At 37.7% G+C, this 12,851-nt stretch carries 13 protein-coding genes and 1 tRNA gene; 11 read left to right on the top strand and 3 right to left on the bottom strand.

All coding sequences use genetic code 11. The features are described 5' to 3' along the window. Window positions 1-8 precede the first annotated feature (8 nt). On the top strand, window positions 9-383 hold the full coding sequence (locus tag IM793_RS08265) for a chorismate mutase (protein WP_132400372.1): 375 nt from the start codon (window positions 9-11) through the stop codon (window positions 381-383). Between the two features lie 416 nt (window positions 384-799). On the opposite strand, the gene IM793_RS08260 is transcribed toward IM793_RS08265, so the two are convergent. From IM793_RS08260 to IM793_RS08250, 3 genes are all read right to left on the bottom strand, one after another. Further along, a tRNA-Arg gene (locus IM793_RS08260) sits at window positions 800-873 on the bottom strand. 99 nt (window positions 874-972) lie between these two features. Continuing rightward, window positions 973-1,437, bottom strand: coding sequence for a redoxin domain-containing protein (locus IM793_RS08255; RefSeq protein ID WP_193420543.1), 465 nt, complete (start codon window positions 1,435-1,437; stop codon window positions 973-975). Between the two features lie 102 nt (window positions 1,438-1,539). Next, the gene (locus IM793_RS08250) at window positions 1,540-2,448 is read right to left on the bottom strand and encodes an SDR family oxidoreductase (protein ID WP_193420542.1); all 909 of its coding nucleotides are present in this window, start codon (window positions 2,446-2,448) and stop codon (window positions 1,540-1,542) included. A 161-nt stretch (window positions 2,449-2,609) separates the two neighbouring features. Between IM793_RS08250 and atpD the strand changes: the two genes are divergently transcribed. The 10 genes from atpD to IM793_RS08200 all read left to right on the top strand — a co-directional run bounded on the left by atpD (window position 2,610) and on the right by IM793_RS08200 (window position 12,813). Further along, a complete protein-coding gene (gene atpD, locus IM793_RS08245; RefSeq protein ID WP_116251722.1) occupies window positions 2,610-4,112 on the top strand; it encodes a F0F1 ATP synthase subunit beta in 1,503 nt (500 codons plus the stop codon). A gap of 85 nt (window positions 4,113-4,197) precedes the next feature. Further along, on the top strand, window positions 4,198-4,443 hold the full coding sequence (gene atpC / locus IM793_RS08240) for an ATP synthase F1 subunit epsilon (protein WP_025145830.1): 246 nt from the start codon (window positions 4,198-4,200) through the stop codon (window positions 4,441-4,443). A gap of 737 nt (window positions 4,444-5,180) precedes the next feature. Then, the gene (gene ilvE / locus IM793_RS08235; RefSeq protein WP_193420541.1) at window positions 5,181-6,071 is read left to right on the top strand and encodes a branched-chain-amino-acid transaminase; all 891 of its coding nucleotides are present in this window, start codon (window positions 5,181-5,183) and stop codon (window positions 6,069-6,071) included. Window positions 6,072-6,190: 119 nt separating this feature from the next. Continuing rightward, window positions 6,191-6,769, top strand: coding sequence for an O-methyltransferase (locus IM793_RS08230; protein WP_193420540.1), 579 nt, complete (start codon window positions 6,191-6,193; stop codon window positions 6,767-6,769). Between the two features lie 232 nt (window positions 6,770-7,001). Further along, a complete protein-coding gene (ilvD, locus tag IM793_RS08225) occupies window positions 7,002-8,684 on the top strand; it encodes a dihydroxy-acid dehydratase (RefSeq protein WP_193420539.1) in 1,683 nt (560 codons plus the stop codon). 46 nt (window positions 8,685-8,730) lie between these two features. Continuing rightward, window positions 8,731-9,321 (top strand): ORF6N domain-containing protein, encoded by a 591-nt coding sequence (locus tag IM793_RS08220; RefSeq protein ID WP_193420538.1) that lies wholly within the window; start codon window positions 8,731-8,733, stop codon window positions 9,319-9,321. 21 nt (window positions 9,322-9,342) lie between these two features. Further along, window positions 9,343-11,094, top strand: coding sequence for a biosynthetic-type acetolactate synthase large subunit (gene ilvB / locus IM793_RS08215; RefSeq protein WP_193420537.1), 1,752 nt, complete (start codon window positions 9,343-9,345; stop codon window positions 11,092-11,094). Between the two features lie 125 nt (window positions 11,095-11,219). Continuing rightward, a complete protein-coding gene (ilvN, locus tag IM793_RS08210) occupies window positions 11,220-11,858 on the top strand; it encodes an acetolactate synthase small subunit (RefSeq protein WP_121283696.1) in 639 nt (212 codons plus the stop codon). Between the two features lie 98 nt (window positions 11,859-11,956). Further along, entirely contained in the window at window positions 11,957-12,355 is a 399-nt protein-coding gene (locus IM793_RS08205) for a glyoxalase superfamily protein (protein ID WP_193420536.1), read from the top strand. Continuing rightward, complete coding sequence (locus IM793_RS08200) at window positions 12,352-12,813, top strand: DinB family protein (RefSeq protein ID WP_193420535.1); 462 nt, start codon at window positions 12,352-12,354, stop codon at window positions 12,811-12,813. The genes IM793_RS08205 and IM793_RS08200 overlap by 4 nt, the downstream gene beginning before the upstream one ends. The last annotated feature ends 38 nt before the right edge of the window (window positions 12,814-12,851 follow it).

Genomic DNA, 12,851 nt, shown 5'->3' with positions numbered 1-12,851 from the left:
AATGGGTTATGAAACTTCAAAAATTTTTACTCGTTACCTTACTTATCATTGGTAGCGACCGCCTGTTTGCACAATCAACTTCTCCATCCTCTACCATGAACCCATTGGAAAGTAATAGAAAGAAAATAGATTCCTTAGATCAGCAACTCATTGAATTATTGGGGCAGCGCGAACTTGTAGTGAAAGAAATAGGGATTTATAAAGCAAAGAACCACATCCCACCCCTACAGGCCGCACGTTTTCAGCAGGTGCTGGATAGAAATATAGCAGCGGGTAAAAAGCATGATTTATCGCCGGATTTTGTAACTGAAGTTTTCAATGCCATTCATAAAGAAAGCTTAAGAAAAGAAGAGGAAATAAAATCAGGCCATTCCGGACAATAAACGCATTCAGCTTCATGATATACAATAAAAATCAATGATTTTATTGTATATCATAGTTTATCCCTCAGTAAATCCCGGTTAATCCATCCTACATTCAGACAATACCGCAGATAGTTTAACGCTTACAAAGAGAAAATTGATGTCTTGGAAACCGCTGTTCTTAGGTTTGGAAATACTTCTAATGAGGATTCAATATTCTGGATCGATGAATGGAGCTTCTTCCAGACGTTTAAGTATACGGACACCATGGAAAAAAGAGAGTTTATAGATCTGTTCGACTCAAATCTCTACTATGAAATGTCATTATCCAACACCTGTAACACTAGATTTTTAATCCATCAATCGATTAAAAATGACGCACTTACAACAAAATAAAGACAAAAAAAAAGGGAGAATTTTTCAATTCTCCCTTTTAGTGCACTTGTAGGGATTCGAACCCCAAACCTTCTCATCCGTAGTGAGATGCTCTATCCAATTGAGCTACAAATGCGTTTCCGTATCGTTAACGGACTGCAAAGGTATAACTTGATATTTTAATTTCCAATTAATTTTTAAAAAAATCTTAAAATAATTCTTTGCGAAATTTGCCTTATGCGACTAATACATCATTAATTGCTTTGAAATCAGGCAAATCCTTTGCATTTTCTAAAACTTCAGCATAAGCAATTTTTCCTTCTTCATCGATCACAAATGCCGCTCTTTTCGAAACACCTTTTAATCCGAAGACAAATTCATCATAAAAAGCACCATAAGCTGCCGATACTTCTTTGTTAAAATCAGACAATAATGGAAACTGGTAACTTTGTACTTCTTTAAATTTAGCCAAAGAGAAAGGAGAATCAACAGATATGCCAATTACCTGTGCATCTATTCCTTCGTAATAACTGAAATTATCACGCATGGTACACAACTGCTCGGTACACGTTCCGGTAAAAGCCATTGGAAAAAAATGAATAATTACTTTTTTGCCTTTAAAGCCAGAAAGAGAAATCTCTGTTAAATCAGAACTGTATAATTTAAAATCAGGGGCGGTATCGCCAACTTGTAATGCCATTTGTACTTTTTTTATAGGTTAAATATATTTAATTGGTTCAGTTGTTCATTAGACATTTGTTCATTCGTGTTACATCAGCCTAATGAACCAATGACAAATGAGCTAATTTGCTTTATCCATTTGCTGCTCCAAAATTAACAATCCTTCTTCAAAAGAATGCGGATTGTATCCTAAATCTTTAATGGCCTTATCCAGCACAAACCCTGTTTTTACAGGCCGTTTAGCGGCTTGGTTTAAACTTGCCGAACTAATTTCATTAATAAACGAATGATCCAGTTTCCAATATTCGGCAACTTTCCGCACTAAATCGGCAATGCTCATGTAATCTTTACCCGATATGTGGTAAATCCCCTTAGCATCTTGTTCAACAGCCAACAGGCAGGCCTCGGCCAGATCTTCAGCAAGGGTTGGCATGCGCCATTGGTCGTTCACCACATTTATGGGTGATGCTTTTTCTAAGGCTCCCTTAGCCCAAAGCACAATATTACTCCGGCTCATATCATTGCTGATTCCGTATACTAATATTGTTCTTAAAATAGCGCAATTTGCATTTGATTTTTTGATCAGTTCTTCAGCCAGCACTTTCGATTTGCCATAATAACTGACTGGATTTACAGCATCATCCTCTTTATAAGGCCCGTCCATTCCATCAAAAACAAAATCGGTACTCAAATGGATCAAGTGGATGTTTTTTTTCTCACAGATAGATAACATGGTTCCAACTGCATCAACATTTAACCGATGGCAAAGCTCCTTATTTGCCTCACAGGCATCCACATTCGTCATTGCGGCGGTGTGGATAACTGCGTCAGGACGATATTTTTCAATAACCTCTTTTACTTGTTCCGGGTTTAAGATATCCATTTCTGCATACTCATATCCTTCTTTAACAGGATAACGGTTTAGCCCTACCGAAGTGGCTATCAGATTTACCCGCCCCTCGAACAACACTTTTTCTGTTATTTTCTGTCCCAAAAGACCATTGCTACCGGTTGTTAAAATGGTTTTCATATCCCCTATTTAGACCTCTAAATTATCTATTAAAGTCATCTTAAAAAATTTTATAATATATATTTAAAATTAAGCAAGAATAACTTAACTTTGCCAACCGAATTGGAGCCCCTATAAACAGCTTTAATTCATTGACTGTAATAAATTTACTCACAACAGATATGCCTAACTTAGGAAAAATAGCACAAATTATCGGCCCAGTGGTTGACGTTAGCTTTGCTGATGATGCCCATCTACCTAAAATTTTTGATGCGTTAGAGATAACGAAAGAAAATGGACAAAAAATTGTTTTAGAAGTTCAACAGCACTTAGGTGAAGACCGTGTACGTGCAATTTCAATGGACTCTACAGACGGTTTAGTTCGTGGAATGAAGGTTCTTGATACTGGTTCAGCAATTAAGATGCCAGTAGGCGATCAAATTAAAGGTCGTTTATTTAATGTAGTTGGTGAAGCGATTGACGGTATTACAGCTGTTGATAAAACTGATGGTCGTCCTATCCACGCTACTCCTCCTAAGTTCGAAGATTTATCTACTGAAACTGAAGTACTTTTTACAGGTATTAAAGTAATCGATTTATTAGAGCCTTATGCAAAAGGTGGTAAAATTGGTTTATTCGGTGGTGCTGGTGTAGGTAAAACAGTATTGATCATGGAGTTGGTTAACAACATCGCGAAAGCTTATGCTGGTTTATCAGTATTTGCAGGTGTTGGTGAGCGTACTCGTGAGGGTAACGATTTACTTCGTGAGTTTATCGAATCAGGTGTAATTAACTATGGCGACGAATTCTTACACTCTATGGAAAAAGGTGGATGGGATTTGAAAGCTGTTGATACTGAAAAATTAAAAGAATCTAAAGCAACATTGGTTTTCGGACAAATGAACGAGCCTCCTGGTGCACGTGCACGTGTAGCATTATCAGGATTAACTGTTGCAGAATATTTCCGTGATGGTGATGGCGAAGGCGCTGGAAAAGATATCCTTTTCTTCGTTGATAACATCTTCCGTTTTACACAGGCAGGTTCTGAGGTATCCGCTTTATTAGGTCGTATGCCATCAGCGGTAGGTTACCAACCAACCCTTGCTACTGAGATGGGTTTAATGCAAGAGCGTATTACGTCAACTAAACGTGGATCAATTACATCAGTACAAGCGGTATATGTACCTGCGGATGATTTAACTGACCCGGCTCCGGCAACAACTTTTGCCCACTTAGATGCTACTACAGTACTTTCACGTAAAATTGCCGAGTTAGGTATTTATCCTGCGGTAGATCCATTGGATTCTACTTCACGTATCCTTTCTCCTGCTGTTTTAGGTGATGAGCACTATAACACTGCACAACGTGTTAAAGAAACTTTACAACGTTATAAAGAATTACAGGATATCATCGCGATCTTAGGTATGGATGAATTATCTGAAGAAGATAAATTAGTCGTATCAAGAGCACGTCGTGTTCAGCGTTTCTTATCTCAACCTTTCCACGTAGCTGAGCAATTTACAGGCTTAAAAGGTGTATTGGTTGACATTAAAGACACTATCAAAGGATTTAATATGATCATGGATGGTGAAGTTGATGAGTACCCTGAAGCCGCATTTAACTTAGTTGGTAGCATTGAAGATGCAATCGAAAAAGGTAAAAAATTATTAGCAGAAGCGAACTAGTATCGAGATTTGAGTATTAAGTATCAAGACTGAAATATAATCTTGATACTTGATACTAACTACCAGATACTCCAATCTAAAAAGAATGAATTTAGAAATATTAACTCCAGATAAAAAAGTTTTCGAAGGTGAAGTAACAGCAGTTACGGTTCCTGGTACTTTAGGTTCTTTTCAGATTTTAAAAGACCATGCCGCCATCATCTCTACTTTAGAAGATGGAGAAGTTATTATAAAAGCAAATAAAGCTGATGAACAGCGCTTTTTTATTAAAGGCGGTGTGGTTGAGGCCATCCACAACAAAATTGTGGTTTTAGCTGAAGGTATCGCTTAAGCAAAATAATTAACTCATTTAGAAAGCCTTCTGATTTAAAATCAGAAGGCTTTTTATTTAACTTAGTATTTCAAAACAATCATAACCAGAATTAAACTTTAAAAAATATTTAGAGATTTTTTAAAATCGATCCGTCACCTTGAATTTATTTCAGGGTCTATATTCAAACACTAATTTTTCTTTACATTTCATCACCAAAAACACCATGTAAATTTTCAATTTTTAGTGCGTGTTTAGGCATTTTAGGCAGAAAAATAGAAAATTTATAATGCAAGCATAACAAAAAGACCATATACCGTTTTGATATCTGGTCTACAGCTATCGGCATTAAATAACTAATTTAACTCCAGTTAAGAATATTATTCTGATTATAACACAAATACAAGAATAATATTCTTATTTAACTTTTTTCTGATTTCTCTTGCATATTAATGAACCAAAAACTAAATTGGTTTTCATAAACAATAAGATAATAATGACCATTCAGAGAAACATATTTCCTACTTATACTACTGCAAAAGCAGCTGGCAATGTAGTCCTGTTACCTGTCATTTTACTTAACCTCCTACTCCTAAACATTTTATGGAGTAAGAAAATGGGCAGCTTTTAAATAGATTTTAAAAAACTAAATATATCTAAAGCGTCCCGATACAAACGGGACGCTTTTTTTAAATAACCAAAGACAGTATTATGACCCATTCATGCAAATAGGTTAAAAGAACAATAAGAATAAACAGATGAAATACTATAATTCTAATACGATTATTTACCTTGACGGACAGTTTGAAAAGGCTGTAAACAGCAGTACTGATCTTTACGGACAGTCGCTACACTACGGCTATGCTGCTTTCGAGGGTATTAGAGCCTATAAAACACATAATGGTAACCGCATTTTCAAAGCTGCTGCCCATTTCGACCGCCTAGAGCGTTCTTGCCAGTTGGCAAACATTCCTTTCCCATGGGATAAACAAGAATTAATTGCTGCAACCTATAAACTACTTCAGTTGAACAAACTGAAAGATGCTTATATCCGCCCCTTGGTATTTTGCCACCCGAACATGAAATTAAACGAGCCAAGCGGAGTCTCGATCTTAATATGTGCATGGGAATGGGATGCTTACTCGGGCAACAAATTGTTAAATTTAACTATTTCTGATTACGAGAGGCCAAACCCAAAATCGACTCCAATGGAAGCGAAATTGAGTGGAAACTATGTCAATTCTATTTTAGCAACTACAGCAGCAAACATTAAAGGTTACGACGAAGCTTTACTTTTAGATATGCATGGCTTTGTTGCCGAAGCATCTGGAGCAAATATCTTTCTGGAAAAAGATGGAAAATTATATACCCCATCTGTAGGGAACATTTTACCAGGCATTACACGTGCAACTGTAAAGGAACTTTGTAATGTTTTGGATATAGAATGTACTGAGAAAAAACTAACCATAGAAGACCTTAAAAATGCCGATGGCGCTTTCTTATGCGGAACAGCCACCGAGATAGCCGGCATTGCCTCCATCGATGGTATTGTTTATCGCCCACTATGGCGGGAATCTATTGGTTATACCATACAACGTGCCTATAAAAACCTGGTGCTTGAAAAAGTGAATTACGAAGTGATCATTTAAAATGGGTTGATAGTTTATAGTAAAATGGATCATAGCAGATTAGCATACATGCTATTAACCAAAAGACCATTAACTATGAGCCAAAAGAAATTGAAATAACAACGAGCAATTAAAAACAGATGACTGAAGAAATCAATCAAAATTATCCAAAAGCTTACCAGCAAATAAATACAGCTACCAAGGCTTCGGGTTTTGATATGGCATCGGACGTGTTAACCTGCTCTTTGCTTAAAACCCTTGCTGCAACCAAACCTTCAGGTAAATTTCTGGAGCTTGGAACCGGAACAGGTTTATCTACCTCGTGGATTTTAGAGGGTTTAGATCAGGAAAGTACACTTACTTCGATAGATAACGATGCTAAATTTTTAGCCATTGCCAACAAATTTCTTGGTAGTGACGATCGTTTAACCTTAGTTGATACCGATGGTGCGGAGTGGATTGAAAAGAATAAAGACAAAAAATTCGATTACATATTTGCCGATACCTGGCATGGAAAATATTTGCTTTTGGACGAGGCACTATCCATGCTCAACACCGGCGGACTTTACATCATTGATGATATGCTGCCTCAAGCTAATTGGCCTGAAGGTCATCAGGATAAAGCGATTAAATTGGTTAAAGATTTAGAATCGCGTGATGATTTGCATTTAACCAAGCAGGTTTGGGCTACAGGAATTGTAATCGGAGTAAAAAAATAGAGAAATACATTAAAATAGTTCTTTGCATTTATAATAAGTTAGTATGTTTGTGATTCATGAATTTAAGCACAAACATTATTAGCAACCTAATTATTGTCATTTCTCAAAAGAGAGGTGGAAATCGTTGCGTATAATACAAAATATACTCTATCGAAACCGCCTCCTAAAAGAGGCGGTTTTTTTTTGCCTCAAAATATTACAACTAACAGAACCAGAATATACATTTTAAACAATGAGCGAATTAAACAAGTACAGTAAAACATTTACACAAGATCCAACACAACCGGCCGCACAGGCTATGCTTTACGGAATCGGTTTAACCGATGCTGATATGGCTAAAGCACAGGTCGGCATTGCAAGTATGGGCTACGATGGTAACACCTGCAACATGCACTTAAACGACCTTGCAAAAGACGTCAAAGTTGGGGTCTGGAAAAATGATTTAGTCGGCTTGGTTTTTAACACCATTGGGGTAAGTGATGGGATGAGTAACGGTACAGACGGTATGCGTTACTCATTGGTTAGCCGTGACGTAATTGCTGATAGTATCGAAACCATTTGCGGCGGACAATATTATGATGGCATTATCTCCATCCCTGGCTGTGATAAAAATATGCCAGGCGCCATCATGGCCATGGCACGTTTAGACCGTCCTTCGATTATGGTTTATGGTGGTACAATTGCTCCAGGCCATTATAAAGGAGAAGAATTGAATATTGTTTCGGCATTCGAGGCATTAGGCCAAAAAATCTGTGGTAACCTTTCAGAAGAAGATTATCAGGGCATTATTAAACACACTTGTCCTGGTGCCGGGGCATGTGGTGGTATGTATACCGCAAATACCATGGCATCAGCAATTGAGGCCTTGGGTATGAGTTTACCTTATTCATCTTCAAATCCAGCCATAAGCCCGGAGAAAAAACAAGAATGTTTAGATGCCGGTAAATACATTAAGATTTTACTGGAGAAAGATATTAAACCATCAGATATCATGACGCGAAAAGCATTCGAAAATGCAATCCGTTCCATCATTATATTAGGTGGTAGTACCAATGCTGTTTTGCACTTTATCGCTATGGGTAAAGCCATTGGCATAGAAATTACGCAGGATGATTTCCAGAAAATGAGTGATGTAACTCCGGTACTTGCCGATTTTAAACCTAGTGGAAAATATTTAATGCAGGATTTACACCAATATGGTGGTATCCCTGCTGTACTAAAATATTTATTAAATGAAGGCTTGTTGCATGGTGATTGCTTAACTGTAACCGGGAAAACGATGGCTGAGAATTTAGCTGATGTGAAATCGATTATGGATTACGATCAGAAAATTGTTCAAAAATTAAGCGAACCTATAAAAGCAACTGGTCACTTACAGATTCTTTACGGAAACCTTGCCGAAAAGGGTTCAGTAGCCAAGATCAGTGGAAAAGAAGGCGAAAAATTTGAAGGCCCTGCACGTGTATTTGATGGCGAGCATGATTTGATCGCGGGTATTTCTAGCGGCCGTGTTCAACCTGGCGATGTTATCGTAATTAAGAACTCAGGTCCGGTAGGTGCACCTGGTATGCCAGAGATGTTAAAACCAACTTCAGCTATTATTGGTGCAGGTTTAGGTAAATCGGTTGCTCTAATTACCGATGGTCGCTTCTCTGGTGGTACACACGGTTTTGTGGTTGGTCACATTACACCTGAATCTTACAGAGGTGGTTTAATCGGCTTGGTTGAAGATGAAGACAGGATTTTGATTGATGCCGTAAATAACATCATCAGTTTACAGGTGAGCGAAGAAGTGATTGCTGAGCGGAGAAAAAACTACGTTCAGCCAGCATTAAAAGTAACAAAAGGTGTTTTATATAAATATGCTAAAACAGTTTCAGACGCAGCAAGTGGTTGCGTAACTGACGAATATTAAAATCAAAAATCATCCCTGGATTAGTTGATTACTAAAAAAACAGATTATGCAAATAATTAAAAGTATTCAGAATAGGATTTATGAGATCCGGGGAGAAAGAGTAATGCTCGATTTTGATTTGGCATCACTTTACGAAGTCGAAACTAGAGTATTAAACCAAGCAGTAAAACGAAATATAAAGCGTTTTCCTGAAGACTTTATGTTTCAGTTAACTTCTGCAGAGTTTGAAGAGATAAGATTTCAAAGAGAAGCGATTAATGAGGGTGCTTCATCACAAATTGTGATAAAAGATCAGCCCAACTTGAAGTCACAATTTGTGACTTCAAGTTGGGGCGGCACCAGAAAGCTGCCATATGCTTTTACCGAGCAGGGTGTGGCTATGTTAAGCGGCGTTGTAAATAGCGACAAAGCCATTAACATGAACATTGCCATTATGAGAGCCTTTGTTGATGTTCGGAAAATTTTGCTGAAGCAGAGCAACATTAACGAACAGCTAACAGAAATTAAAGAACGGATTGGCGAACATGATGTTCAGCTTAACGAGCTTTATGATGCCATGGAAAATTTAATAGACGAGAAAATTGCTCAATTAAAATGGAACGACAGACAAAGAATTGGGTTTAAAATTAAAGAATAACAGAACCGCAAAAACATAATTATGGAAACTGCACAAGATACAATACAACAAACCGAGGCGAAAGCAGAAAGCTCAAAAACCTTATTCAAAGGAACAGGTTCGCAGGTTTTGTTGAATGGATTAATTGAAGAAGGTGTAACCACCATTTTCGGTTATCCGGGAGGAGCTATCATGCCTATTTATGATGCTCTTTATGATTATGCCGATAAATTAGAACATATTTTAGTCCGCCATGAGCAAGGCGGTATCCATGCGGCTCAAGGTTTCGCCAGAGCAAGCGGCAGAGTTGGTGTTTGTTTCGCAACCAGCGGACCGGGTGCAACCAATTTGGTTACAGGCTTGGCTGATGCTCAAATTGACAGTACACCATTGGTTTGTATTACGGGACAAGTTTTCGCTCACTTATTGGGAACAGACGCTTTCCAGGAAACCGATGTGATCAATATTACCACTCCGGTTACCAAATGGAACTATCAGGTTACCGATGCCAAAGAAATTCAGGAAGTATTGGCTAAAGCTTTTTACATTGCTAAAAGCGGCAGACCCGGACCAGTTTTAATCGACATTACCAAAAATGCTCAGTTACAATTGGAGGAATTTCCTGAATATGTAAAATGCAACCACATCCGCAGTTATCGCCCGAAACCAAAAGTTAGGGTTGAATATATCGAACAAGCAGCCGAATTAATTAACTCAGCAAAAAAACCTTTCATCCTTTTTGGACAAGGTGTTATTTTGGGTAAAGCTGAAGAAGAATTCAAGGCTTTTATCAATAAATCAGGAATTCCTGCTGCATGGACGATCATGGGCGAAGGCGCTATTCCAACTTCACACCCACTAAACGTAGGTATGTTGGGCATGCATGGCAATTACGGACCAAATGTGTTAACGAACGAATGTGATGTGCTAATTGCCATTGGTATGCGTTTCGACGACCGCGTGACTGGTCGTTTAGATAAATATGCCAAACAAGCTAAAGTTGTCCATTTAGATATCGACCCTGCTGAGATTGATAAAAATGTTAAAGCTGAAGTTGGGGTTTGGGGCGATTGTAAAGAAACGTTACCCCTATTAACCAATTTGGTTAACGAAAATAAACACGAAGACTGGTTGGCTAAGTTCAGACAATATAACCAGGAAGAAATAGACCAGGTCATTACTCCAGAACTTTATCCAACTGGTGATGAAATGACCATGGGTGAAGTATTGCGCAACATCAACGAAATCTGTGGTGGAGATGCTGTAATTGTTACTGATGTTGGTCAGCACCAAATGGTAGCTTGCCGCTATGCTAAATTCAACAATACCCGCAGCAACATTACTTCTGGTGGTTTAGGTACCATGGGATTTGGTTTACCAGCAGCAATTGGCGCTAAATATGGCGCTCCCGACAAAACTGTTATTGCCATTATTGGTGATGGGGGGTTCCAGATGACACCTCAGGAACTGGGTACCATTATGCAGTTTGGTGCAGCCGTAAAAATCCTGATCCTGAACAACCGCTTTTTGGGTATGGTTCGCCAATGGCAACAATTATTTCATGATAAACGTTATTCTTTTGTTAATATCACCAGCCCTGACTTTGTTGCTTTAGCAAAATCGTATTATATCGAAGCTAGCAAAGTTGATGAACGTACAAACTTAAGACAGGCATTAGAAACCATGATCAACCATGAAGGTTCTTACCTATTAGAAGTAATGGTTGGTAGAGAAAACAACGTTTTCCCAATGGTTCCACAAGGAATGAGTGTAAGCGAAATCAGATTGAAATAAGCATAAAGGTAAAAGCTAGCGTAATCGTCATCTCGACTGTAGCGTAGCGAAACGGAGAGATCTTTAACAACATTTAAAGATTTGTCCACAAGGTCGAATGACGAATAGGTAAATAAGAAATTATCATGAGTACTGAAAATACAATAGAACATAAAATAGATAAAGCCGATTTAGACGGAAAGCAGGAATACACCATTACGGTTTATGCCGAAAACCGCATTGGTTTATTAAACAGGATTGCGATTATTTTCTCGAAAAGAAAAATCAATATCGAAAGTTTAAACAGTTCCGCATCAGAAATTGAAGGAATACACCGTTTCAATATCGTTATCCAGGAAGGTTACGAAGTAGTGAGAAAGCTGGCACGCCAAATAGAAAAGCAGATCGAGGTATTAAAAGTTTACTTTAATACCAACGACGAAATTATTTGGCAAGAACTGGCACTTTACAAGGTTTCGACAGATGAAATTGCAGAAAAAGTAACGGTAGAGCGTTTATTACGTCAATACGGTGCAAGTGCAGTAGTAATCCGTAAAGATTATACCGTTTTTGCAGTAACTGGTCACCGAGAAGAAACTGATGCTTTGGTAAAAGCTTTAGAACCTTACGAATTAATTGAATTTGTGAGATCTGCAAGAGTGGCCATTATTAAAGATAGCGCCGGTTTCCACGAAAAACTAAAGGAATTTGAAGCTTTCGAACCTGGTGAAGAATTGGTAGAAAATGAATTTTTAGAAAAAGGAGAGAAAATTTTTACGATGTAGTATAAAGGCAGAGGGCAGAAAGGTTGAAGGTAAAAAGCATCATGCTTAATGATCACTGCGAAAACCTTAGTGCCCTTTGCGGTTAAAACAATTTTAATATGAAATGCAATAAAACCATACCGATTTTAAGAATATTCGATTACGATAAAGCAATCGAGTTTTATGTAAACTGGCTTGGATTTAAAATAGACTGGGAATACCCCTTGGAAAAGAATTCCCCGGTTTATATCCAGGTTTCATTGAACGGTCTTGAACTTCATTTAAGCGAACACCATGGAGATAGCGCCCCTGGTGCACATGTTTACATTGATTGTGTAGGTTTAAAGGAATTCCATAAAGAAATAACAGCAAAGAATTACAAATATAACAGACCAGGCTTAGAGGAAACTTTTCATGGAACCTGGGCAGTAACCGTAAACGACCCGTTCTTTAACCAGATTACTTTTAACGAAGAGCGAAACGAAGCTGAAAATACAGAGATTAAAGAAAAAATATGAACGAAGTATTTGATTTCATAATAAACTCACGTAAGGCATTTATTAAGTTAATAGATGGCTTAACAATCGAAGAATTGAATAAAATTCCCGATGGTTATAACAATAACATCATCTGGAACTTTGGCCATATTGTAGTGAGTACGCAAACGCTTTGTTATGTTCGTACAGGTGTATTACAAGATGCTGCTTCGGTAAAATTTAACGAGTATTATAAAAAAGATACGAAGCCAACTTACACCGTAACAGAACAAGAAGTAGCTGAATTGAAAACCATCGCATTAGAAAGCATTGAAAAAATAAAAGAAGATTATGCGAACGGAAAATTTTCAAGCATCACTCCTTTTATAACTGCAACTTATGGCGTGCAATTGAACAGTATAGAAGAGGTATTGATTACAACCATTGGTCATGATAACGTGCATTGCGGTTACGCATCGGCACTGAAAAAGTATATGTAAAATGGAAGATGTCAGATGGAAAATGGATAAAAAATCGG

The organism is Pedobacter sp. MR2016-19, assembly GCF_014947265.1.
In the GTDB taxonomy this organism is placed as follows: Bacteria; Bacteroidota; Bacteroidia; order Sphingobacteriales; family Sphingobacteriaceae; genus Pedobacter.
The sequence above is the reverse complement of the archived record's forward strand: the minus strand, read 5'-3'. Positions and strand labels throughout refer to the sequence as shown.